General features: G+C 62.6%; 21 protein-coding genes and 1 pseudogene. 6 read left to right on the top strand and 16 right to left on the bottom strand.

Translation table 11 applies throughout. The annotated features are described in order from the left end of the window. Nucleotides 1-187 precede the first annotated feature (187 nt). The 3 genes from N8A98_RS15060 to N8A98_RS15070 form a co-directional block, all read right to left on the bottom strand. Nucleotides 188-559, bottom strand: coding sequence for a hypothetical protein (locus N8A98_RS15060; RefSeq protein ID WP_262166470.1), 372 nt, complete (start codon nt 557-559; stop codon nt 188-190). A gap of 424 nt (nt 560-983) precedes the next feature. Beyond that, nucleotides 984-1,271 carry a hypothetical protein gene (locus tag N8A98_RS15065; RefSeq protein WP_262166472.1) on the bottom strand — a complete coding sequence of 96 codons (288 nt, stop codon included), beginning with the start codon at nt 1,269-1,271 and terminating at the stop codon, nt 984-986. 192 nt (nt 1,272-1,463) lie between these two features. Next, nucleotides 1,464-2,156 (bottom strand): hypothetical protein, encoded by a 693-nt coding sequence (locus N8A98_RS15070; protein ID WP_262166473.1) that lies wholly within the window; start codon nt 2,154-2,156, stop codon nt 1,464-1,466. Nucleotides 2,157-2,249: 93 nt separating this feature from the next. On the opposite strand from N8A98_RS15070, the gene N8A98_RS15075 reads away from it, so the two are divergent. Then, the gene (locus tag N8A98_RS15075) at nt 2,250-3,515 is read left to right on the top strand and encodes a CBASS cGAMP synthase (protein ID WP_262166475.1); all 1,266 of its coding nucleotides are present in this window, start codon (nt 2,250-2,252) and stop codon (nt 3,513-3,515) included. Then, a complete protein-coding gene (locus N8A98_RS15080) occupies nt 3,494-4,144 on the top strand; it encodes a hypothetical protein (RefSeq protein WP_262166477.1) in 651 nt (216 codons plus the stop codon). Before N8A98_RS15075 ends, N8A98_RS15080 begins: the two co-directional genes overlap by 22 nt. 45 nt (nt 4,145-4,189) lie before the next feature. Here the strand turns inward: N8A98_RS15080 and uvrB are convergent. Then, nucleotides 4,190-6,178, bottom strand: a pseudogene (uvrB, locus tag N8A98_RS15085) (excinuclease ABC subunit UvrB); the annotation flags it as partial. 893 nt (nt 6,179-7,071) lie between these two features. Here uvrB and N8A98_RS15090 point away from each other — a divergent pair. Together N8A98_RS15090 and N8A98_RS15095 are read left to right on the top strand one after the other, a co-directional pair. Next, complete coding sequence (locus N8A98_RS15090) at nt 7,072-9,351, top strand: cadherin-like domain-containing protein (protein ID WP_262166479.1); 2,280 nt, start codon at nt 7,072-7,074, stop codon at nt 9,349-9,351. Next, complete coding sequence (locus N8A98_RS15095; protein ID WP_262166481.1) at nt 9,320-9,937, top strand: autotransporter outer membrane beta-barrel domain-containing protein; 618 nt, start codon at nt 9,320-9,322, stop codon at nt 9,935-9,937. The genes N8A98_RS15090 and N8A98_RS15095 overlap by 32 nt, the downstream gene beginning before the upstream one ends. 219 nt (nt 9,938-10,156) lie before the next feature. On the opposite strand, the gene N8A98_RS15100 is transcribed toward N8A98_RS15095, so the two are convergent. The 5 genes from N8A98_RS15100 to N8A98_RS15120 form a co-directional block, all read right to left on the bottom strand. Then, nucleotides 10,157-10,714: an SH3 domain-containing protein gene (locus tag N8A98_RS15100; protein WP_262166482.1), complete on the bottom strand. Its 558-nt coding sequence runs from the start codon at nt 10,712-10,714 to the stop codon at nt 10,157-10,159. A 148-nt stretch (nt 10,715-10,862) separates the two neighbouring features. Further along, nucleotides 10,863-11,003, bottom strand: coding sequence for a hypothetical protein (locus N8A98_RS15105; RefSeq protein ID WP_262166484.1), 141 nt, complete (start codon nt 11,001-11,003; stop codon nt 10,863-10,865). 112 nt (nt 11,004-11,115) lie between these two features. Then, nucleotides 11,116-11,832: an SH3 domain-containing protein gene (locus tag N8A98_RS15110; RefSeq protein WP_262166485.1), complete on the bottom strand. Its 717-nt coding sequence runs from the start codon at nt 11,830-11,832 to the stop codon at nt 11,116-11,118. 81 nt (nt 11,833-11,913) lie between these two features. Beyond that, nucleotides 11,914-12,300 (bottom strand): acyl-CoA thioesterase, encoded by a 387-nt coding sequence (locus N8A98_RS15115; protein WP_113123918.1) that lies wholly within the window; start codon nt 12,298-12,300, stop codon nt 11,914-11,916. Beyond that, entirely contained in the window at nt 12,290-12,895 is a 606-nt protein-coding gene (locus N8A98_RS15120; RefSeq protein ID WP_262172009.1) for a thymidine kinase, read from the bottom strand. The genes N8A98_RS15115 and N8A98_RS15120 overlap by 11 nt, the downstream gene beginning before the upstream one ends. Before the next feature lie 364 nt (nt 12,896-13,259). Between N8A98_RS15120 and N8A98_RS15125 the strand changes: the two genes are divergently transcribed. After that, a complete protein-coding gene (locus N8A98_RS15125) occupies nt 13,260-13,649 on the top strand; it encodes a DUF2147 domain-containing protein (RefSeq protein WP_262166487.1) in 390 nt (129 codons plus the stop codon). Here the strand turns inward: N8A98_RS15125 and N8A98_RS15130 are convergent. From N8A98_RS15130 to N8A98_RS15140, 3 genes are all read right to left on the bottom strand, one after another. Then, nucleotides 13,646-14,533 (bottom strand): DMT family transporter, encoded by an 888-nt coding sequence (locus tag N8A98_RS15130; protein ID WP_262166489.1) that lies wholly within the window; start codon nt 14,531-14,533, stop codon nt 13,646-13,648. The genes N8A98_RS15125 and N8A98_RS15130 overlap by 4 nt on opposite strands. Nucleotides 14,534-14,652: 119 nt before the next feature. After that, a complete protein-coding gene (locus N8A98_RS15135) occupies nt 14,653-15,876 on the bottom strand; it encodes an aminotransferase class V-fold PLP-dependent enzyme (RefSeq protein WP_262166491.1) in 1,224 nt (407 codons plus the stop codon). A 170-nt stretch (nt 15,877-16,046) separates the two neighbouring features. Then, a complete protein-coding gene (locus N8A98_RS15140) occupies nt 16,047-16,688 on the bottom strand; it encodes a Spy/CpxP family protein refolding chaperone (protein WP_262166492.1) in 642 nt (213 codons plus the stop codon). 123 nt (nt 16,689-16,811) lie between these two features. On the opposite strand from N8A98_RS15140, the gene N8A98_RS15145 reads away from it, so the two are divergent. Continuing rightward, nucleotides 16,812-17,198, top strand: coding sequence for a GNAT family N-acetyltransferase (locus N8A98_RS15145; protein WP_262166494.1), 387 nt, complete (start codon nt 16,812-16,814; stop codon nt 17,196-17,198). 231 nt (nt 17,199-17,429) lie between these two features. On the opposite strand, the gene N8A98_RS15150 is transcribed toward N8A98_RS15145, so the two are convergent. Genes N8A98_RS15150 through N8A98_RS15165 form a run of 4 tightly spaced genes read right to left on the bottom strand, consistent with a single transcriptional unit; the run spans nt 17,430 to nt 21,730 of the window. Beyond that, nucleotides 17,430-18,833, bottom strand: a complete 1,404-nt coding sequence (locus N8A98_RS15150; RefSeq protein WP_262166496.1) for a CehA/McbA family metallohydrolase — start codon at nt 18,831-18,833, stop codon at nt 17,430-17,432. Next, entirely contained in the window at nt 18,830-19,942 is a 1,113-nt protein-coding gene (locus tag N8A98_RS15155) for an ABC transporter ATP-binding protein (RefSeq protein WP_262166497.1), read from the bottom strand. Before N8A98_RS15155 ends, N8A98_RS15150 begins: the two co-directional genes overlap by 4 nt. A gap of 12 nt (nt 19,943-19,954) precedes the next feature. Then, nucleotides 19,955-20,785, bottom strand: coding sequence for a carbohydrate ABC transporter permease (locus N8A98_RS15160; protein ID WP_262166499.1), 831 nt, complete (start codon nt 20,783-20,785; stop codon nt 19,955-19,957). A gap of 3 nt (nt 20,786-20,788) precedes the next feature. Then, nucleotides 20,789-21,730, bottom strand: coding sequence for a carbohydrate ABC transporter permease (locus N8A98_RS15165; RefSeq protein ID WP_262166500.1), 942 nt, complete (start codon nt 21,728-21,730; stop codon nt 20,789-20,791). Nucleotides 21,731-21,878: the final 148 nt, after the last annotated feature.

The raw sequence follows: 21,878 nt of genomic DNA on the forward strand, positions 1-21,878 counted from the left end.
ATCCGCTTTTGCGCAGGGTCCGGTTCAGGCGGTACCATTCTTGCAGGTCCGGCTGCCGAGTTTCCAACCCCACTGGACAGGCGCCCCCATCCCACGGCCACCCCGCCCGGCCCTGCGTGGGGACCGGTGACTGGCGGGATGGGGAAATAGTGACATACCCTCAACGGGGCGGGGATAAGTTTTTCGCTCAGGCGTGCGGCGAGGGCAGGCCATCGGCGGAGAGGCGGGGCGCCTGCGCGGCGAGGCCGGGCGCGGTGAGATGGGCATAGCGTTCCTCAAAGGCCATGCCGGCGACGCTCAGGCGGGCGACCATAAGGGCCAGATCGGCCTGGGTCAGTGGTTCTCTGGTATCGATCCGCCCGAAAAACGGCATTCCGGGCTCGCGCCGATAGAGCCGATTGGCGATGCGCAAGGCGCGGTCGAGGCATATTCGCCCGGTTTCTCCCAGCGTGCCGGATGGCTTGGATATCCTGACGAGATAATTGAGCGCCGCGACTTCGCGGCTCAGCCGATTATAGGCGACAATGGCGCGCTGGCTGAGATGAGGCTTTGTGGACATGCTGTTCCCCCAGAGGTGAAACCGGTGAGGATAGCAGTGTGGGTGAGGGCGGGGAGAAGTTTGTGGGCGGGGAGCCACGAAGCAATTCCCTCCCCCTTGTGAAAGGGTCAGGCTGAATCGACGTTTCAGGTTCTTGGAGTCAATTTCGAGAGCCACGATCTGCCTCCCTCCCCCTTGAGGGGAGGGATTGAGGGTGGGGGTTCTGCGCTTTTCGCCAACATAGAGCTTTTGGAGCGCGCAGAACCCCCACCCTAGCCCTCCCCTCAAGGGGGAGGGGAGGGCTAGGGTGGGGGCGCTCCGGTTCAAGTGAATGCTCAAGTCCCCACACACCTTGCTGCGGGGATATCTCGAGATGGGCCCCGGCCTGCGCCGGGGTGACACCGTGTTTGGGGGTGACACCGTGGGTGGGGCAGGCGCAAGCGCCTCAGAGCGGGCGGCGGCGTTTGATGGCGGCGATACGCTCGGCGTCTTCGGCATTGAGAAAGCGGCCGCGCTCGAGGATTTCGAGCGAATATTCGTCGTAAGTCAGCCCCAGCTTCTCGGCCCGCCGGGCGCGCAGCAGGGCGATGTCATAGGGCACATCGAACGCCGCCTTCTGCGCCGCCGCCCATTCGAAATAAGTGCCAATCCCATTGGCGCCCCAGGGGCGCGGATCATCATCAAGCGGCGGGCCATTATTGGACAGGCGGGGCGGATCGGCAGGCTCGGTCATGCCGGAATGATCGACCGGCCAGGCCGGAGCGTCCAATGAATGTTTTCGATGGCGGGATTGGGTGGGTTTATGGGGGAGGGGGGATGACTGTGTGCCACGTAAAAGCTATTGCCCGTGGGCTATCGTCTCAAGGCGAGTAGACGCCCTCGGAATTGGTGAGCGTCGCCCGCTACCAGCGTCGCATGAGCCTAGCTATTTGCGGCGCGTCAATTTTATATTTCCGGCAGTGCTTAGCCCGCGATGCCATGCGCGGTTCGTCCAATACTGGCCCGCTAGCACGCCGCTATTCACGTCCTCAATGTTCAGCACTGCTGAGCCCTCAAATACGGCATCGTCACTCGCGGCAAGTGTTTCTCGCCTATTCACTTGTTGATAGGTGTACGCCAAGCGGTGCGGGTGGCCGTCGCAGGGCTTAATTAGAGTCGTGCTTATGGTTCTAGATCTGTCGATGACGATTACTCCGTCTTCTATTCTCTCCGACCACATAGTCATCCTAATATTGTAAAATCCCAAATCGATCTTTGCACTTAGTTTTGTTACCCCGAGCGGCGGCAAAACGGTGTCCGGAAGTCTAGGATCGAAAGGCGTACCTTCTGCTGCAGATTTCAGGAGCATCTCTCGGATAGGCCAATTGTGTTGGATTTCGACCTCATACTCTCCGTTCAGGTCGGGAAATATATGCTTGAGGAAGAGAAGCTTCCAAATCAGGCGCCAAACGGGCTTAAAGGCGAGGAGAATAAGAAGTGCACCCAAAATGCTCGTGACCCATCGGGCAGGCATTTCTAGGCCAGTTGCGACGCTTCCCCATTCAAGAACGTCGGCCGCCAGCAATGCCGCGGTTGCGAAGGTTAAAACGAGCAATCTGAACGGCAGCACTTGGTACATGGGAACTCCACCGGATTTTGCGTAACCGCTCTTGCGACGAATTGACGCAGTTCATATATGCAAAGCTAACCATGTCATCAAGGAGCGTCCTCCATGGCCTTGAATGCCCACCGCCTGTTCGAGAACCAAACGACCTACGGCAGTTTTCATAGCGCTATCACGGTTACGGAGAATCAAGAGAACCAGCTTCGCGCCGCTCGCGACGATATTCGCTCTGCTCTGAAGCGCGGTCTGCGCGACTGGGCTGACGTGGTCGAAAAGGCGATTTTGTTTGAGGACGTGGCCTCCAGCTTCCCGACTCCGCCGCTACGTCCGCGATTTCACATGCAGGGTAGCTTTTCCTATCGTACTCAGGTTGAACCTGCACAGTTTCCACCTCAGCAGATCGATCTGGACGACGGGCTATTCTTGCCGGTCTCCTACCTGACGAACAATGGCGCTAGGCATCCGGTCGTTGCCAGCAAAGGGCTCTTCGCGGCAGTCGAGCGGATTTTGCTGCCTCTGTGCAAGACCAAGGGCTGGAAGTTGGGCGATCCCAAAGACTCTTGCGTGCGAGTAGAGATTTCTCAAACGGCACACGTGGACGTAGCACTTTATGCGATTCCTGACGCGCAGTTCGCTCAACTGGTTGAAGACGCTGCTGCCGCGCAGTTGCAGAAGGGCCTGGTGGACAATGCAGCACGCATACGTGATGAGGTCGAGTTTGACGCTGACCTCTACCGCCGCATTAGTGGAAGCGAAATTATGCTTGCGCACCGGAAGGAAGGTTGGAAGCCGTCCGATCCTCGCAAGTTGGGCGATTGGTACCAAACAGCCGTTGATAACCATGGTAGCCAAGTCAGACGGGTTTCAAAGTACCTTAAGGGCTGGCGCGACTTCCAGTGGGAGAGTTCTCGCCTATCATCTATCGCAATAATGGCGGGCATCGTTGCGGCCTACGACGCTGATCCCCAGGGGTTCGAAGATAGCCGCGATGACCTAGCCATTCTGTCGATTGCCAAGACCCTTCCGGCCTTTTTGTCGGCGAGGATCGACAACCCTGTTGTAGACGGCCAGCGGCTAGACGAGGGGTGGTCTGCGGATCAGCGCAATGAGTATGTGGCGGCGGCCAGCAGCTTGGCTAATTTGGTGCGGAGAGCGATCGAAATGTCCGCCTCACCAACTGAGGCAGTACGTCTACTGCAAGAGGCATTCGGTCAGCGAATTCCGAAACACGAAGACTTAATAGAAGTAGAAGCTCTGCCGGCGCCTGCGGTCGTGCGTTCGGCCGAATATCGTGAACAGGTGGCCGCCGCAGCAGTAAGCGACGTTCGGCAGGCAGGAACTGCAACACGTCCGTGGAGCTCGCGAAACAAATAGTGAGTTGCCCGGTCTCTCCCCGTCAGCTTTCGGAAATCGCTGAAAAATTCCCCGACCTGCTTATTGAGCAGGTCGAACCTTTTCTGGTCTTGAGCGGCCAATTCGAACTCGTCCTGAATGGCGAAAGTTTCGACAGCTATTCGGTCAGGATCGAGGTTGAGGGCTTTCCCAAAATTGAGCCGAAGGTCTTTGAGCGCGGAGGAAGGGTGAAAGATGGGCAGCACCGCAACGGATCGGGCACGTGCTGCACTTGCGTCTTTGAGGTCTGGCGCGCGGGCAATCCGAACGCGAGTTTGGTAGACTTTCTAACGGGTCCGGTCCGGAATTTTTTCCTCGGCCACCAAGAGTTCGAGCGTACGAAAGTTTGGCCGTTTGGCGAGCTGAGCCACGGCCTAAAGGGCATTGTGGAGGCCGCCGCCGAACTCCTTGGCATTTCGGCTGACGAGGCTAAAGTGACCAGATATCTTCGCTTCCTAGCGCGGCGCAAAGGCGTCAGATACAGAAGGTGCCCTTGTGGCAGCGGAGACTACTTGCACCATTGCCATGGCAATGAGCTCAGGGAATTGCACCACAAGATAGAGAAGGCTCAGGCCCAATCGATTCTTCAGCGTCTGCTGGAAAGCAAATAAGGAGCAAGGTACCTCTGCCTAACTCACTTCCCCGCTCAACGTATCCAACTCCATCTCCTTCAACCGCTTGACTTCATCGCGCAGTCTTGCAGCCTTCTCGAATTCCAAATTCGTCGCGGCCTCTCGCATCTGGGTTTCCATGTCTTTGATGACCGCGGCCAGGTTGGCGCCGACTTCGACGCGTTCTTTGCCGTCTTTGCCTTTGCCGATGGAAATCGTGACGTGGTCGCGTTCGTAGACGCTGTCGACGATGTCGTGGATGTTGGAGCGGACCGAGGCGGGGGTGATGCCGTGTTCCTCGTTATAGGCGACCTGCTTTTCGCGGCGGCGGGTGGTTTCGGCCAAGGCGCGTTGCATGGAGCCGGTTTCCTTGTCGGCATACAAGATCACGCGGCCATCGATGTTGCGCGCTGCTCGCCCAATCGTCTGGATCAGGGAGGTTTCGCTGCGCAGGAAGCCTTCCTTGTCGGCGTCGAGAATGGCGACGAGGCCGCATTCGGGGATGTCGAGGCCTTCGCGCAGCAGGTTGATGCCCACCAGCACGTCGAAGGCGCCCAGGCGCAGGTCGCGGATGATTTCGATGCGCTCGATCGTGTCCACGTCCGAGTGCATGTAGCGGACCTTGATGCCCTGTTCGTGCATATATTCGGTCAGGTCCTCGGCCATTTTCTTGGTGAGGACGGTGACGAGGGTGCGATAGCCGGTTTTGATCGTGTTGCGGATTTCGTCGATCACGTCATCGACCTGCGCCTTGGCGGGGCGGATTTCGACCGGGGGATCGATCAGCCCGGTGGGGCGGATGACCTGTTCGGCAAAGACGCCCCCGGTCTGGTCCATTTCCCACTTGCCCGGCGTGGCCGAGACATAGACCGATTGCGGCCGCATGGCGTTCCATTCCTCGAAGCGCAGCGGTCGATTGTCCATGCAGCTCGGGAGGCGGAAGCCGTATTCGGCCAGGGTCGCCTTGCGGCGCAGATCGCCGCGATACATGGCGCCGAGTTGACCGATGGTGACGTGGCTTTCGTCGACGAAGACCAGGGCATTGTCGGGCAGGTATTCGAACAGGGTCGGTGGCGGCTCGCCGGGGCGGCGGCCGGAGAAGTAGCGGCTGTAATTCTCGATGCCGGCGCAGGAGCCGGTGGCTTCCATCATTTCGAGATCGAACAGCGTGCGCTGTTCGAGGCGCTGCGCTTCGAGGAACCGGCCGGCGCCGTTGAGTTCCTGCAGGCGCGCCGCGAGTTCGCTGCGGATGGCCTTGATGGCCTGGTTCATGGTGGTGCGCGGCGTCACGTGGTGGGAATTCGCGAAGACGCGAATGAAGGTGAGGTCGGCGGATTTTTTGCCGGTGAGGGGGTCGAATTCGACTATCGACTCGATCTCGTTGCCGAACAGGGAGACGCGCCAGGCGGCGGCTTCATAGTGGGCGGGGAAGAGTTCGATCGTGTCGCCGCGGACGCGGAAGGTGCCGCGCACGAAGCCGGTATCGCCGCGCTTGTATTGCAGGGCGACGAGCTTGGCGATGACCTCGCGCTGGTCGATCTTCTGGCCCTTTTGCAGGTCCACGGTCATCGCGGTGTAGTCTTCGACCGAGCCGATACCGTAAATGCAGGACACCGAGGAGACGATGATGACGTCGTCGCGTTCGAGGATGGAGCGCGTGGCCGAGTGGCGCATGCGGTCGATCTGCTCGTTGATGGTGGATTCCTTCTCGATATAGGTATCGGTGCGCGGCACATAGGCCTCGGGCTGATAGTAATCGTAGTAGGAAACGAAATATTCGACCGCGTTGTCGGGGAAGAAGCTCTTGAACTCGCCATAGAGCTGGGCGGCGAGGGTCTTGTTGGGGGCCAGGATCAACGCGGGGCGATTGGTCTGGGCGATGACCTGGGCGGCGGTGAAGGTCTTGCCCGAGCCGGTGACGCCGAGCAGGACCTGGTCGCTCTCGCCATTGTTGATGCCTTCGACCAATTCGGCAATGGCGGTGGGCTGGTCGCCGGCGGGCTGGTAATTGGTGACCATGCGGAAGGGCTGGCCGGCGAGGCGCTTCTCGAGGCTGTTCTGCGCCTTGTGCGGCACCCAGGGGGAGCTTCCTTCCACCTCCTTGCGGCCATGCAGGATGATCTGTTCGAGCGCCTTGACCGTGGCGGTGACGCCGACGGTCTGGGCATCCTCGACGGTGCGGCTGGAGCCGGATTTGGACCTGGCGCTGGAGACCACGCTCTGCAACTGCGCCGCGGCGTTCTCGTTTTGCGCGCTACGCGCCGCTGGCGACGGCATGTGGCCGAAGCCGGCCTGGGGGCTTTCGCCCATGCCGGAGAAGTCGACGCGGTCGACGGAATTGATCTTGGTCTTGGCGGTCTTGGCCGCCATGCCGGTGGCGGTGTCGTTGTTCGACTTGGTGCTGCGGCGCTTTTCCAGCGCGGTCTTTTTCCTGGCAGCATCGGCCAGGGCCTTGGCGGCATCGGCTTCGGCCTGCGCGGCGTCGGCGGCGGCTTTCTGATCGGCGCGATCGAGGGCGCGCTTGTTCTTCATGCGCTCGGCGTAAAGCGGTTTGCTCGCGGCAATATCTTCGGCCTTCTCGATCTCGCCGAGAAAGTCGTCGATGGAGAATTCAGCTTTACCGGGGCGCGCGGATTTGTCGGCCATGAAAACACACTTGCTCTGGGGGAGCGTTCAAGATGGGGAATTGCACAGCATATTGCAATGTGTCGCCGACATTAGCATTGCATGAACGGAGACGGAACAGGGCTGCTGACAGGGGGTGTCAGTACGAATGGGGTGATGGGGTAACTTCATGGTACGACAGAAAATTATTTGGCAATGTCGCCCTGCCGCCGGTTGCCGGAGCGGGTGGCGGCCCCTAGAAAGAAGGCGGGGGCGGGAAAAATCCGCCTGAAGTGGCGGGGCGGACGATGCGGTTTGGGGGAATGGCCAGCCTTGCGCTGGCGGCGGCTTGGCGCGTGGCAATGGCGGTGCTGGCGCTGGCGGCGCTGACGGTTGCCGCGCTGGCGCAGACAGTTACGGTCAACCCGGCGACATTACCGAACCCGGTTTTGGGCGGCTCCTATTCGCAGACGATGTCGGCGACTGGCGGGTTAGCGCCCTATAGTTTTGCCGTGGAGCCGGGAGGGGCACTGCCGCCCGTGCTGAGTGTGAGTTCCGGCGGGGTGCTTTCCGGCACGCCGACTGCGCTCGGCACCTATAATTTCGTGGTTCGCGCGACAGACAGCACTGCCAGTGGTGCGGGCGGGCCGTTCTCCGGTGCGCAGTCCTATTCGTTGACCGTTGGGACCGCGCCGCCGCCCGTTGTCACGTCCGTCACTGTTCCTGCGAATGGCATCTGGACCGTCACGCAGAACCTGAACTTTATCGTCGATTTCGACCAGCCGGTGATGGTCACGGGAACACCGAGCATTGGGCTGACAGTGGGCGCGGCAACGAAACAAGCGTCCTATATCAGTGGCTCTGGTTCGACCGCGCTCCGCTTCAGCTATGTCGTCGATCCCGGTGACGTGGATTTCGACGGCATCAATATCGGAATGCTGTCGCTCAACGGTGGCACCATCCGCAACGCGACGGGCAGCGATGCGGTGCTGACGCTCGCTGGAGTGGGGTCGACAGCCGGCGTTTTGATCGACGGAAACGCCATTGTCGCTGTGGATGACAGCTACAGCGTGCAGGAAGATCAGCAATTGGTGGTTTCAGCCGCCAATGGCGTGCTGGCCAACGACACGGGCGCAAATCTGGTCGCCACTCTGGTGGTTCCGCCGGCATCGGGCAGCTTCGGTCTTAACGCCGATGGTTCATTTACCTATACCCCGGCCGCCAATTTTTTCGGGACCGATAGCTTCCAGGTACGGGTCAGCAATGGCGCCTACACGGCCAATTCCACGGCGACGATTACGGTGGTTCCGGCGACGCCCGTGGTGAGCGGCGTAGCGCCGTCCCAAGGGCCGATGACGGGCGGAACGGCGGTGACGATCAGCGGCTCAGATCTGTTCAGGACGACCGGCGTGAGTTTTGGTGGTGTGCCTGCCAGCTTTACGGTGAATTCGGATACCTCACTCACCGCAACCGCGCCCGGGGGCAGCGTGGGTGCGGTGGATATCGTGGTCAGCAAAGGCAGTGCGAGGGCGACACTGGCAGGTGGCTTCACCTATGTCGGGCCGGGTGCCTTGAGCGTGAGCGATGGCGGGGATTTCTCCGCCTCGGGACCGGTGGGCGGTCCGTTTGCGCCGGCATCCAAGACCTGGACGCTGAGCAATGGCGGCGGTAGCGACATCGATGTGCTGGTGAGCGGGCCAGGCGGGGTGTTCGATATCAGCGGAGCAGCTGATGGCGTGCCGTTTACGCTGGCGGCGGGTGGCAGCACGGATATCACGGTGAGCCTCAATGCCGGAGCCAATGGCTTGACGGCTGGCGCCGTGGGCGGCGCGGTGACTTTCGTCAACCAGACCAATGGCAGCGGGAATACCACGCGGCAGGTGAGTCTCGATGTGCAGGCGGCGGCGCTGGGTTCGGTGACGATCCGGCAGGAAACGGCCGGCAGCGACGCGGTGTTCGGATTCCGCTCGGCGACGTCGGGGCTAAACCTGTCGATTGCCACGATGGGCGGCAGCGGGCAGAGCGCCGATATCGCGCTGCCGGCGGGACGCTATAGCGTGGTAGCCGACGATATGAGCGGGGCCGGCTATAGCCTGGTGGGGCTGGTCTGTTCGGACAGCGACAGCGTGGGCGATGTGGCGAGCCGCACGGCAAGCATCGTGCTGGATGCGGGCGAAGCGGTGATCTGCACTTTTAGCGCGGTCAATTCGGCGGAGGCGACCACGGTGCTGATCGAGGAATTTCTCGACGGCAGGGCGCGACAGATATTGGCCAATATGCCGGACGGGCAGCGCCGTATCGGGCGATTGAACGGGGCGGTTTCGGGCGGCGGCAGCTTGGGCTCGACGCTGCTGAACTATCTGCCTGGGGTAGCCGAGGGCGGGCCGGTCGGGGTTTCGACCTCACTGGCGGCAATCGACGCCATGGCGGGCAACCAGCAGCCTGGGGCGCTGGATGTGTGGTTCGAGGGCAATTTCTCGCTGTTTGACAGCGAGGGCGGGGAAAAAGTTCAGCAGCGCCGCGCTGGGAGCGGATTATCTGCTCAATCCCGACCTATTGATCGGCGGTTTCGTGCAGTTCGATTTTGCTTCGCGCAATTTTGACGGTGGGGCAAAGGCATCGGGCACGGGGTGGCTGGCGGGGCCGTATCTGACGGCGCGGCTGAGCGACAATCTCTATCTCGACCTGTTGGCGGCGGGCGGGCAATCGTCCAATACGATCAGCCCAAGCGGCAGTTATGAGGATGATTTCGACGCCACGCGCTATCTGCTGAGCGCGGCGCTGCAAGGCCAATGGAGCCACGACGCGTGGACCTTCTCGCCGCGTGCCCAGCTGAGTTATTTCGAGGAAACCAGCGATGGTTATGCCGATAGTCTGGGCGTGAGCATTCCGGCGGTGACGGCGGGGCTGGGGCAATTGGCTGTGGGGCCGGGGATCGGCTACCGGCTGACGCTGGACAATGGCGTGGTGGTCGATCTGGGGCTGCGGGCCGAAGGCGTGCTGGACATTGCCGGCGGTTCGGAACTGGGCGAATTGCAAGGGCGGTTGTCGGGCACGGTGGGGTTTGGCCTGGTGGGGTTTGGCCTGGTGGGCGGCGCCAATATCGGTTTGTCGGCGCGGCTGGATGGGATTGGCTCGGGCGAGGATCGTAGCAGCGTTGGCGTCAGGTTGAGCCTGCCGGCGCGGTAGGTTCATCGTCATCGCCCGGCTTGTCCGGGTGATCCATCTCTCAGCATCAGCTGAAGCATGGATTGCCCGGACAAGCCGGGCAATGACGGTGGAACCTGGCTTGGGAGAACGCCCCTAAAGAGAACATCGCCGCACGGCGGGGTGTTGGAACGCCAAAACGAAAAAGGCCCGCGTGAAGCGGGCCTTTTTGTTTGTCGTATGCCTTGGATCGGTTTGGGATCAATAGACCTTGATCGAGGAGACCGTGCCGCGCAGATAGGTGGGGAGGGCCGGCTTGGACTGCACGATGCGTTCGCAATAGGACTGGAAGTAGCGGTCGCGGCAGGTGGCGACCGAGACGGCGCCGGTCAGCTGCACCGAAGCGAAGCGGTTGTCGAGATTTTGCAGGGCCAGATCGTCGATGGTGGTACCGCTGTTGAAGCAAGTGGAGGCGCCGGTGAAATTGGTGCCTTCGAAGAAGCACACGGTGCCGCGGCCATGGACGATGACGGGCTCGGGGTGGCGGCCGTAATCGACATAGAGGCTGGAGGCCCAGCCGCGCTGGTTATTGGCCGCAACCAGGCACCAGTCGCGCTGGCAGCGCAGCACCCGGATCGGGGTGTCGGCCGGGATGTGGCCGGTGACGGCAAAGGAGCGGTCGGGGCCAGAGGCCAGGACCAAGGGCTTGACGCTCCAGGCGTGCGTGCCGGTCTCGCCGGCAGCAAGGCTGGCCGTGGCGGCTCCAAGCAGCATGACGATGGCCAGGCAGGCCGAAATGAGAGTGGTGACAAGACGCATGATGGAACCCTCGCGAACAAAGCGCGCGCAACTTACCGCGCTGCCGCCCGATCTCCAAGCCCCGGATGCAGAAAGAAAAGGTGGGCGCGGCCCTTGAAGATGCGGCGTTTTGCGCAGGGGACCTGCCGCGTCCCCCCCAAACGGGAAGCTATCGCAGGGTCTGCTGGTGGAGGGTGACAGCGGTGCCCGAGGCCGCCTGGGTGGCGGGCAGGAAGACCACGATAGCGGCCGCTGCAAGAGCGATGGCCGCAATGATCTTCAGCAGCGTTCTGCCTTTATGGGATTTCATGGATGACGCTCCTCACTCAACGCCAGACAATTTTCGCCACACTAGAATAGAAACGGGGCCGGACGAACAGAAGTTCCCGGCCCCGTCCCGATATGGTTGCTAGTTCAATACTTTAATAGACGTCGACCGAGGAAGCCTGGCTGTCGATCTGGCCGCGCAGGCGCGGGGTATCGGAGCGCAGCGTCACGCAGGCGCCGTACTGGAACTGATCGGAGCACAGATCGACACGGGCGCCGCCAAACACCTGGACCGAGCGGATGGCGTCGTTCCAGCCGCGAGGCAGGCTGTCCATGGTTTCCCCCTGATCGAGGCAGAAGCTGCGGCCGCGCATATTGCGCTCGCTGAAGAAACAGGCGCCGGCATCTTCATAGACCGGAGGCTGGGGCCGCGGCGGCTGGGGTTGCGGGCGTGGCGGCTGCGGCCAGCCGGGATTCCAGCCACCATTGCCGTTGCCAGGATTCCAGCCACCGCCATTGCCCGGACCCGGGCCGGGATTGCCGGGGAACCAGCCGCCGCCATTGCCGGGGACCGGGACGGGCACGGGCTGGGGCTGTGGTGGCTTGGGATTCATCGACACGCCGCCAAGCGATACATAGGCGGCCGAGACCCAGCCGGAAACGCGGCCGTAATTCACCTGGCACCAGCCGCTGCTGTCGCATTGAGCATCAACCCGCGTGCCGGCCTGCAGCACGTCGACCACAGCGGTCTGCTGACTGGGGCCGGAGCGCACATTGACATTGGTGGTGACGGTGGCCGGCGCGGCCAAGGCGGCGCTGACCGACGCCAGGGCGGCCATGGCGGTGAAAATGGCGAGGCGGAAGGATTTCATGTGTGCTCCCCGTGGGCCGCCACTCGGCGGTTGATGGCGCTAATAAACATCAGTCAGGTGAATGTGGGCTGAACGATGGCTTCAGGGTTCGATGCGGCGTTTCTGGCCGTCTTCGCCCAGCGAGACATAGACAAAGCGGCCTTCAGTGACCTTGACGCGATCGTCGAGCCGGTTGCGGCGGGCCCAGGCTTCGAGGCCCACGGTGATCGAGGTGTTCCCGACCCGCTCGATGGAGGTATAGACGCACAGGATATCGCCCACCTTGACCGGGGCGATGAAGGTCATGGCTTCGACGGCGACGGTGACGACACGGCCCTGGGCACGCTCGACGGCGGCGATGGCGCCGGCAATATCCATCTGGCTCATCACCCAGCCGCCGAAAATATCGCCGGCGGGATTGGTATCGGCGGGCATGGCCAGGGTGCGGATGGTCAGCGCGCCCTTGGGCTCGGAGGTCTCAACGATCATGTTCGGGTCCTTTCACGGGCCAGCGGCCAACCGCTTCTTCCCAATGTTTGCGGCAGAGGGAGATATAGACAGATTTCTCGATCGACACCTGTTCGCCATCGGTCAGCACGCGGCCCGATGTATCCTGGCGGACGACCATGGTGGCCTTGGCGCCGCATTCGCAGATGGTGCGGATTTCGCGCAGCACATCGGCAATGGCGAGAAGCTGGCTGGAGCCGGGGAACAGCTTGCCGCGGAAATCGGTGCGCAGGCCAAAGCACATGACCGGGATTTTGAGGCGATCGGCGACGCGGGCGAGCTGCCAGACCTGGTCGGGGGTGAGGAATTGCGCCTCGTCGACGAACACGCAATCGACCTTGGCTTCGTCCATATGGTCGCGGACGGCCTGATAGAGATCGTCTTCGGATGAATAGAGCTCGGCCGGTTCGGCAATGCCGATGCGGGAACTGATCAGGCCGACGCCATCCTGGGCATAAAGCGCGGAGGTATAGAGCAGCGGGCGCATGCCGCGTTCGCGGTAATTATAGGCGGCCTGCAGCAGGAGCGTCGATTTGCCCGCATTCATTGCCGCGTAGGAGAAGTAAAGCTTGGCCATGCGGATTGCGGGACTCGAGGGGTTGGCGCCGGGTGTTTCATCAAGCCAATAGACCGGAATGGACAAGGCTAGAAGCCTCGCCGATGGCGTTCAACAGTTTTGCCAAAAAAGAGGCCGCCACGAGGGCGGCCGAAATGCCGATCTGATCGGCGGAGCCGGGGTTGGCGGCCGGGCTCCAAAAGGCCGGGCGCGACGTTGGGGACGTGGGGCGCGGCAGTCCGGGCTGCATGGGGATCGCCGGGACAAGGCAGAGGCTAGCGGCATTGCATGACGGGGACATGACAGGCCATTCAGCCCGAGTTCAGTTTGCGGGCGGCAGCATGGGCTCCTATCTATCGGCGGATTGGTCCGTGGGAGAATTGGCATGAAGGCAATGGTTCGCGCATTGGCCGCACTGGGTTTTGCCGCGGCGGCGACGCTGCCGGCGCTGGCTTCGCCGGTGGGCGTGTGGGAGGTGGAAAGCCGGGACTCGCGCTACAAGGTCACGTTATGCGGGGACGGCACCCAGCTATGCGCCGAGCTGATCTGGCTGGGCAATGGCGGGGATAGCCCGGAAAACCTGCCCTATCTCAATACGCTGCTGATCGACCATGCGCCGCAGATCAAGCCCAATCAGTGGAAGGGTGATTTGCACCTTTATGGCCATAGCGCCAGCGGCACCATTACCCAGGTGGGCGAAGACCAGATTTCGCTGAAAGGATGCTTCATGCTGGTGGTGTGCCGGACCTATCAGATGCACCGGTATAGCAATTAGGACACCCGCCGCCTGGCCCAGAGGGGCGGCACGGTTTCGACCAGCAGGATGGCGAGGAAGATCAGCGCCGCGCCGAGATAGCCGATGGGTGGGAGGCGTTCGCCCAGGATGAGGGCGCCGCCGAGCGCGGCGAAGAGGCTTTCGGCCGAGAGGATGATCGCGGCGTTGGCGGCGGGCAGATATTGCTGGGCGATGGCCTGGCCGGTGAAGGCCACGGCGGTGGAGAAGCAGGCCGAATAGGCGATCTGCATCCAGCCATTGCTGATGCTGGTGAAGTCGGGGGCTTCGATGGGGACCGCCAGCACGGCCGAGATAATGCCGACGCTGAGGAAGGTGATCACCGAGAGCAGGATGGGCAGGCCGGTGGCGGTGGCCAGGTGCCCCAGCAGCAGGACATGCAGGGCCCAGAACACGGCGCAGGCGATGATGAGGGCGTCGCCGAGATTGAAACTGTCGAAATTGCCGCCATTGAGCAGGTAGATGCCGAGTAGCGCTATGGGCGCGCAGAACCAGATGATGGGGTGGGGCACGATGCGCGCGGCAACCAAGCCGATGACCGGGACGAAGAAGACGTAGAGACCGGTGAGGAACCCCGAATTGGTCACCGTAGTCAGCATCAGCCCATATTGCTGCAGGATGGAGCCGGCGAAAAATACCGCGCACATCAGGGCGACGAGCTGCCATTGGCGCAGGGTCGGGCGGCTGGCCGTGCGGCGGAGTTCGCGCAAAGCGAGGGGAACGATGAGCAGGCCGCCGATGATGAAGCGGGTGCCGGAGAAGGTCAGCGGCCCCATGGCATCCATGGCCGACTTTTGTGCCACGAAGGCGAAGCCCCAGAGCATGGTGCAGAACAGGAGCGTTAGCGCGGCGAGGGGGCGGGACATGAATTACCGGATTTGCAGCAGACCTCATCCTGAGCTTGTCGAAGGACGAGGTCGTGACTGGATATTGCCACGACCTCGTGGTTCGACAGGCTCACCATGAGGTCTACTGTGAGGAAGGCTCAGGGCAGTTCGACATCCAATGCTGCAATCAACTGGGTGATCTCCTCCGGCGTGGTGTAGTGCACGAAGGAGAGGCGGAGGACGCCGTGGTTGGGGTCGACGCCCATGGCTTCGAGCAGGCGGACGGCGTAGAAATTGCCGCCGCTGGCCATCACGCCATGTTTGGCGAGGCGCGCCGCAACTGTCGCGCCGGGTTCGGACAGGATCAGCGAAATGGTGGGGGCGCGGCTTTCGGCGTCGTCGGGGCCGACGAGGCGCACATTGTTTTTGCCGCGCAGGTAGTCGAGCAGCGGGCGGACCAGGGCGGTTTCCTGGTCGCGCATGGCCTTGCGGGCTCGGGCAAAGGGATTGCCAGTCCCGCCGGCGATCTCAGCGACGGTTTCGAAATAGTCGGCAATGGCGCCGACGGCAGCGATCTGGGCGTGGTCGGGACCGGCGGGCGTCAGGCGATAGCGCAGCTTGGCGTCGTTGAAGTAATGGCCCTGATTGGGCAGGGCGCGTGCCAGCTCGGGGCGAATGGCCATGACGCCGAGATGAGGGCCATAAACCTTGTAGGCCGAGAACAGGTAGATATCGGCGCCGAGCTCGGCGAGGTCGGGCAGGCCATGGGGGGCGTAGCTGACGCCATCGATGGCTGTGACGGCGCCGACGGCATGGGCGCGGGCGCTGATCTCGGCCACGGGATTGATTTCGCCAACAATATTGGAGCAATGCGGCGCCGCGACGAGGCGCACCTTGGCGTCGAGAATGGCGTCGAGCCCGGTGAGGTTCAGGCGGCCGGTTTGCGGATCGACCTGCCATTCGCGCACTTCGATGCCGCGCGCGGCAAGACGCCGCCAATTGCCACTATTGGCCTCGTGATCCTGATTGGTGACAATGATGGCGTCGCCGGGCTTGAGCCAGCCGCCGAAGGCATTGGCCAGCACATAGGTATTGGCGGAGGTCGAGGGGCCGAAATGGATCCAGTCGGGATCGACATTGAACGCCTCGGCGATGCGCTCATAGCTGCGGTTCATCGCCTCGCCAGCTTCGATGGAGGCCGGGTAAACGCCATAGGGCTGCACTTTGGTGGCGCGATAAAAATGCTCGAGCGTGTCGAGCACAGGCCGGGCCGTGTAGGAGCCGCCGGCATTTTCGAAGAAGGCTTGGCCCACAAGGGAAGGTTCGGCAAAGGCGGGAAAATGCGCCCGAATGCGGGAAGGATCGAGAGGCAGGGCGGTCATCTAATCATCCAAAAAAGTGCCAGAGATTGGTAGTGGATGATTGGGCAAAAGCAAACCCCGGCCGTTTGCGGGCCGGGGTTTGTGCGCGCCTCTTGGTGAGGGTTAGGCCAAGAGCCACGCATGGGACGGCGCCACCACAGGAGGTATAGGCGGCGCCGAAAGGGATTTGCCTAGCCGTTGGTGGGCGCGGGCAGGGCCGGCTGAGCGGCGCCGGGCCCGGAATGGCGCGGGCCATCCTGGCCGGGACGGCCCCAATTGGGGCGTTCGCCGGGCTGGGGTGCCAGGGCCGCCTGCTGCTCGGGGGTGAGGCTATCGAAGAAGGCGGTGACGGAGGGCTTGATGGCTTCGAGGGCCGTCAGGTTGGCCGAGGTGATGGCGATACGCGCGTCGAGCCGGGCGGCGATATCAGGCTTTGCGGCGTCGGCTGTGGGGCGGGCAGCCTGGGCGGCGGTGGCGAAATCATCGGCGGCGGCGAGGATGGCGGTTTTCATGGCGTCGAACAAAGGTTGCTGCTCGGCGGTGAGCTCGACGCGGTGGCTGAGCCGGACGAGGCCGATTTCGGCGGCCTCAGCGCCGCGCTCGAAATTGAGGAAGCCCCCGCCATGACGGAGTTCCATGTGACGCATGCCGCCTTGCGGGAACTGGCCGGGGTGCTGGAAGCGATTGTGATCATGGCCGGGCTTTTGCACATCGGCGGCAGGAGCAGCGAGCGCTGCCGGACCTGCTTCCTGGGCGAAGCTGGGGGCAAGGGAGGTGAGGCCAAGGGCGGCGGTCAGCAGCGCCACGATGGCGGGCTTGGAGATCGTCTTCATGGGAGCAAGTCCTTTTGCATGGGACCGGTTCGTCCGGTATCGAAAGGACCATAGGGCAGGCGATCTGTTCGCGACCTTGCGGGCGGATGAAGACTTGGTCAGGTTGGTAAGGAAGGGGGCGACATGGTGGATTTGGTGAATGACCCGTTTCCCGATCTGGCGGCGCTGGACGGGCTATGGCGCAGTGCCTGGGGCGGGTCTGTAGCGGCGGGCTATGGGCGCGTGCTGGAGCGGAGCCTCGTGCATGTCGGGGCCTATGAGGCGGGCGTGCTGGTGGGGTTTGTCAATGTGGCGTGGGACGGGGGCGTGCATGCTTTTGTGCTCGATACGTGTGTGCATGCGGAGCATCAGCGGCGGGGGATTGCGACCGCGCTGATGCACCGGGCGGCGGAGCTGGCACGGGCGCGGGGCGCGGAATGGCTGCATGTGGATTTTGAGCCGCAGCTGGAGGGGTTTTATCGCGGCTGCGGGTTTGCGCCGAGTGCGGCGGGGGTGATGCGGTTGGTGTGAGGGCACTAAAGTCCTCGTCATCCACGGAGTCATTCCCGCGAAAGCGGGATACTGGAGAAGAAAACGGAGGTTCCCGCTTTCGCGGGAATGACACTGCGGGGGAGCGGGAATCCAAGCATGGGATGGCGCAGAACCCCTCACCCGGTAATTTCTTCTGGACGAAGAAATTACGGTCCCTCTCCCTCAAGGGGCGAGGGGAAGAGGGGGCTCGCTTGCGCTGCGGCAAGCTTTTTAGCGCGTTAGATAAATCGGATTGCTGAGTGCTCGCCGTATTGGCTGGTGGGCCAGGTCGCTTTCCTTGAGGTCCCAGGGGAGGCCGGGACCGCCAAGAGCATCGGTGAAATCGGCGACCAGCTTTGCACGGCTGGCGTCTGCGATGATTTCGGCGCGGATGAAGGTTTTGGCTTCGGACACGGCGAGGTCGGCCTGCCAGTCGTCGCTGGGGATCACGGTTTCGGCGAGGGGGCCGGCGGCGTCGATCCAGATCAGGCGGTCGCCGGCGGCGCCGCGGACCGTTGCGGTGGCTGTGGTCGCCTCGTTGACCGTTGAGCCCATGGACTGGCCGTCGACCGTGATGGAGAGATGGGGGCCAGTGGGGCTCTCGGTGATGTAGCCGTGGCCCGCTTTCATGGCGGCGAGCACGGCGTCTTCGGAGAGCTCGGCGAGCCAGAGGAAAGTCGTGGGGCGGGCGAGGACCAGTGGGCCTTCGGGCAGGAGGCGGTCCGGCTGGTGATAGTCGGAGCCGCCGATGGCGGAGATACGCAGGCCGGCGGCGAGGCGGCGTTGGTAGCGCTCGAGGGAAATCCAGTTCCAGGCCACCCAGGTGGATTGCCAGACTTCCATGCAGTCAATTTGCGGCAGCTCGTAATCCCAGGGGATGGTGGGCTTGTCGTGGTTGATCGAGAGCAGGCCGCCTTTGTCGTGCACCGACTGGGCCAAAGTATGGGCATCGGAGGGCTGGGTCATGCGGAAATCGATCCACTCATCGACGCCAAAGACATTGGCATGGCCGATAGCGGTGGTGATTTCCATGGCGCGCACAAAGACCAGATCGGGCGAGGAATGAGGGTGGAAATAGCGGCGCTGGGTGATGGTGTTGTGGTCGGCAATGGCGAGGAAATCGAGGCCCGCCTGTTTGGCTGCGGCGTGGAGCAGTTCGGGGCTGCCCTTGGCGTCGGAATGGTAGGTGTGGCAGTGCAGATCGCCCTTGTACCAGCCGGGTTCGCGGCGGATGGGGAAGGTGCGGGCAGGCTGTGGCGCCAGGGGGCGGGCGGCGCTATCGAGAGTGATGGTGAGTGTCGCTTCGGTGCCGGAAACGGGGATTTTGTAGAGGCCCAGAATAACGTTCCAGCTTCCGGGCGGGATATCGCCATGGATATAGCCGGGGGTGGCGTCGTCTGTGGCGATGAAGAAATGGTCGCGCGCGCCGCCGCTCCAGCCGCGGAAACCCTGTTCGGTGGGATAGCCGGTGTCGCGCGGGTCGAAGGCGCCGAGGTCGATGACGCAGTCTTCGGCCTTGGGATAGGCGAGGGTGACGTCGATACGCGTGGTGCCGGCGGGGACGTCGAAGGGGATGTAGAAATAGGGGTTTTTTGACTGGTCGGCGCGGGTGATGGCGGTGGTGATCGTGGTCAAAGCGGCCGTTCCCCATCGGCCGGAATCCGGGCGCCGGTGCTGTCGAAGAGGTGGATGTGCTCGGGGGCGAAGCTGAGACTTACCGCTTCGGTCAGCGCGATGTGGTCATCGGTGAAGATGCGGGCGGTGAGGCGGGAGGTGTCGGGGCGCTCGATAGTGACGAGGCTTTCGGGGCCCATGTTTTCGTTGGCGAAGAGGGTGCCGGAAATGGTGTTGGCGCGGCCCGGCTCGGCGATGGCGAGATGTTCGGGGCGGATGCCCAGGGTGAGGGTCTTGGCCGTGGCGAGGGCAGCGGCGATGCCTGAGGACATGGGCAGGGACGACAAGGTCAGGCCATCGGCCTTGAGCTGCAATTGGCCATCGCCATGGGCGGCGTCGACCTGCACCAGGTTCATCGGCGGGTTGCCGACGAAATTGGCGACGAAGGTGGTGGCCGGCCGGCGGTAGATCTCGATGGGCGGGGCATATTGCACGATGCGGCCCTGATCCATCAGGGCGATGCGGGTGGCGAGCGCCATGGCTTCGGCCTGATCGTGGGTGACGTAAACGGCGGTCATGCCCATGTCGCGTTGCAGGTGATTGAGGAAGCCGCGGGCTTCCAGCCGCAGCTTGGCGTCCAGATTGGAAAGCGGCTCATCAAACAGATAGACGCGAGAAGGGTAGACCAGTGCGCGGGCCAGCGACGTGCGTTGTTGCTGGCCGCCGGAGATCTGGCTGGGGAGGCGATCCATGAGATGGCCGATCTTGAGCACATCGGCCACTTCCTTGGCGCGGCCATGGCGCTTCTGGATGGGTTCGCCGCGCACCTTGAGCGGGTAGGCGATATTGTCGGCCAGGTTCATATGCGGGTAGAGCGCATAATCCTGAAACACCATGGAAATCTGGCGGTCCTTGGGGTGCAGATTGGTGACGTCGTCGCCCCCGATCAGCACCTGGCCATGGCTGGGGGTTTCAAGGCCCGCAATCATGCGCAGGCTCGTGGTCTTGCCGCAGCCGGAGGGGCCGAGCAGGCACACGAATTCACCATCGCCAATGGCAAAGCTGACATCAGAGACGGCGTTGAAGGCGCCAAAGCTCTTGGTGACGTTTTTGAATTCGACTGAAGCCATGAAATGGGAGCCCTAGGCTTTGATGCCGCCAAAGAACCGGAAGCCGAACTTCCAGCTGACGAACAGGTAGAGAATGATGACGGGGAGCGAATAGATCAGCGAATAGGCCGCCAGCAGCGTGACGGTGGGCGTGCCGGCTTCCGAATAGAAGGAATAGATGGCGACCGACGCCGGCATCAGCTTGTCGCTGCGCAAGAGAATGAAGGGGATGAGGAAGCTGCCCCAGATGTTGACGAAGGCCCAGACCACGACGACCACAATGCCCGGACGGATAACCGGCAAAGCGACATCGAAAAAGGCCTGGACGGGGGAGGCGCCGCCGACCATGGCGCTTTCCTCGTAGGATTTGGGGATGGAGTCGATGAAGTCGCGCAGGATGAACATGGCGGTGGGGAGCAGGCCGCCGGCAAAGGTGAGGATGACGGCCAGATGGCTATCGATCAGCCCCATGGCCGAGACGATGAGGAAGATCGGCACCATGGCGGCCGAGCCCGATACGACGGACGAGAATAGCAGCAGAATATAGGTGACGGCGCCCTTGCCGGGGATGGAGGAGCGGCTGAGGGCATAGGCGGCGAGCGTTGCGGCTGCGCCCACCAGAACGACGCCACCGATGGACTGGATCAGGCTGTTCCACAGCGCCTGCATGGCAAAGTTGTTCTGGAACACGGTCATGAAGTTCGACAGCGTCCAGGGATCGGGGATGGCGACGCCCAGCTCGGCCCGTGCGTTGAAGGGGGCGAAGATGAACCAGATCAGCGGCAGCGCGAAAATGGCGCCGATCAGCGCGGCGAGGGCTGAGAAGGCAATGCGGCCGGCAAAGGCGGGGAAGGTGAGTTTCATGGCTTACACCCGCTTCTTGCGGCCGATGGCGAGATAGATCAGCGCGAAGGCCAGATTGATCAGCATGATAATGACGCCCACGGCCGCGCCCTTGCCGAATTCGAAATCGCGGAAGGCCACCCGGTAATTGTAAATCGAGAGCAATTCGGTGCGGTAGGAGGGGCCGCCATTGGTCAGCAGGAAGGGGGTGAAAGTGTTGAAGGTCCACATGGTGATCAGGATCAGATCGGTCACCACATGGCCGCGGATGAGGGGGAGGGCGATATCCTTGAACTTCTGCCAGGAGGAGGCGCCGGCCACATCGGCCGCCTGGAAATAGCTGGGCGGGATCGAGGAAAAGGCCGAGTTGAACAGCATCATGGAGAAGGCGGCGCCGCGCCAGGTATTGAACACGACGATGACCCAGAAGGGCTGTTGCAGCAGGAAATCGCCCTTGGGCAGCCCGACACTGCCCAGGATGGCGTTGAGCGTGCCCTGATCGCGATCGAGGAAGGCGAACCAGGCAAAGCCGATCACCACTTCGGGCAGGATCCAGGCGGCGATGACGAAGGTTTCGGTGAGGCGCTTGATCCAGGGCGGCACGGTCTGGATCAGCCAGGCGAGCAAGAGGCCGAGCAGGGCCTGGCCGATCAGAGCCGAGGCCAGCACGAATTGGGTGGTGAGGATGAGCGAAAAGCCGAATTGGCCGCGCTGGAAGAAATTGGACGGGTCGAACAGCGCGAAGTAATTGGCCAGGCCGACAAATTCGGGATTGAGCGCAGTGCGGCCGAGCAGGGTGCGATTGGTGAAGGATACGAAGATCACCCAGAAGAAGGGGATGATCACGAAAAGGGCGACGAGCAGGCCGGCGGGGGTGAGGAAGACGGCGCCGGCGCGGTTGGACAGCAGGGCGAAGCGGCGGGCTGGTTTGGCTGGGTGTTCCGGGGTGGTTGGTTCAGCTGTCATGCCGTTTTCCTGATCTCGTCCAGTATGCGGTGTCATTCCGGCGCAGGCCGGAATCCATGCTGTGTTCCCTGCTCAAGCTGGATGGCGTGGATGGCCTTCAGCATGGATCCCGGCCTGCGCCGGGATGACGTTGTGGGGAGGGGAGTGC

Origin of the sequence: Devosia neptuniae (genome assembly GCF_025452235.1) — a bacterium.
In the GTDB taxonomy this organism is placed as follows: domain Bacteria; phylum Pseudomonadota; class Alphaproteobacteria; order Rhizobiales; family Devosiaceae; genus Devosia.

What these genes read in the sequence shown, in the direction of transcription:
- N8A98_RS15165 (WP_262166500.1), bottom strand. Translation starts at nt 21,730, where the DNA reads ATGACAGCTGAACCAACCACCCCGGAACACCCAGCCAAACCAGCCCGC.
- N8A98_RS15070 (WP_262166473.1), bottom strand. Translation starts at nt 2,156, where the DNA reads ATGTACCAAGTGCTGCCGTTCAGATTGCTCGTTTTAACCTTCGCAACC.
- N8A98_RS15140 (WP_262166492.1), bottom strand. Translation starts at nt 16,688, where the DNA reads ATGAAGACGATCTCCAAGCCCGCCATCGTGGCGCTGCTGACCGCCGCC.
- N8A98_RS15160 (WP_262166499.1), bottom strand. Translation starts at nt 20,785, where the DNA reads ATGAAACTCACCTTCCCCGCCTTTGCCGGCCGCATTGCCTTCTCAGCC.
- N8A98_RS15125 (WP_262166487.1), top strand. Translation starts at nt 13,260, where the DNA reads ATGAAGGCAATGGTTCGCGCATTGGCCGCACTGGGTTTTGCCGCGGCG.
- N8A98_RS15155 (WP_262166497.1), bottom strand. Translation starts at nt 19,942, where the DNA reads ATGGCTTCAGTCGAATTCAAAAACGTCACCAAGAGCTTTGGCGCCTTC.
- N8A98_RS15120 (WP_262172009.1), bottom strand. Translation starts at nt 12,895, where the DNA reads ATGGCCAAGCTTTACTTCTCCTACGCGGCAATGAATGCGGGCAAATCG.
- N8A98_RS15110 (WP_262166485.1), bottom strand. Translation starts at nt 11,832, where the DNA reads ATGAAATCCTTCCGCCTCGCCATTTTCACCGCCATGGCCGCCCTGGCG.
- N8A98_RS15065 (WP_262166472.1), bottom strand. Translation starts at nt 1,271, where the DNA reads ATGACCGAGCCTGCCGATCCGCCCCGCCTGTCCAATAATGGCCCGCCG.
- N8A98_RS15075 (WP_262166475.1), top strand. Translation starts at nt 2,250, where the DNA reads ATGGCCTTGAATGCCCACCGCCTGTTCGAGAACCAAACGACCTACGGC.
- N8A98_RS15135 (WP_262166491.1), bottom strand. Translation starts at nt 15,876, where the DNA reads ATGACCGCCCTGCCTCTCGATCCTTCCCGCATTCGGGCGCATTTTCCC.
- N8A98_RS15100 (WP_262166482.1), bottom strand. Translation starts at nt 10,714, where the DNA reads ATGCGTCTTGTCACCACTCTCATTTCGGCCTGCCTGGCCATCGTCATG.
- N8A98_RS15145 (WP_262166494.1), top strand. Translation starts at nt 16,812, where the DNA reads ATGGTGGATTTGGTGAATGACCCGTTTCCCGATCTGGCGGCGCTGGAC.
- N8A98_RS15105 (WP_262166484.1), bottom strand. Translation starts at nt 11,003, where the DNA reads ATGAAATCCCATAAAGGCAGAACGCTGCTGAAGATCATTGCGGCCATC.
- N8A98_RS15090 (WP_262166479.1), top strand. Translation starts at nt 7,072, where the DNA reads ATGGCCAGCCTTGCGCTGGCGGCGGCTTGGCGCGTGGCAATGGCGGTG.
- N8A98_RS15115 (WP_113123918.1), bottom strand. Translation starts at nt 12,300, where the DNA reads ATGATCGTTGAGACCTCCGAGCCCAAGGGCGCGCTGACCATCCGCACC.
- N8A98_RS15130 (WP_262166489.1), bottom strand. Translation starts at nt 14,533, where the DNA reads ATGTCCCGCCCCCTCGCCGCGCTAACGCTCCTGTTCTGCACCATGCTC.
- N8A98_RS15060 (WP_262166470.1), bottom strand. Translation starts at nt 559, where the DNA reads ATGTCCACAAAGCCTCATCTCAGCCAGCGCGCCATTGTCGCCTATAAT.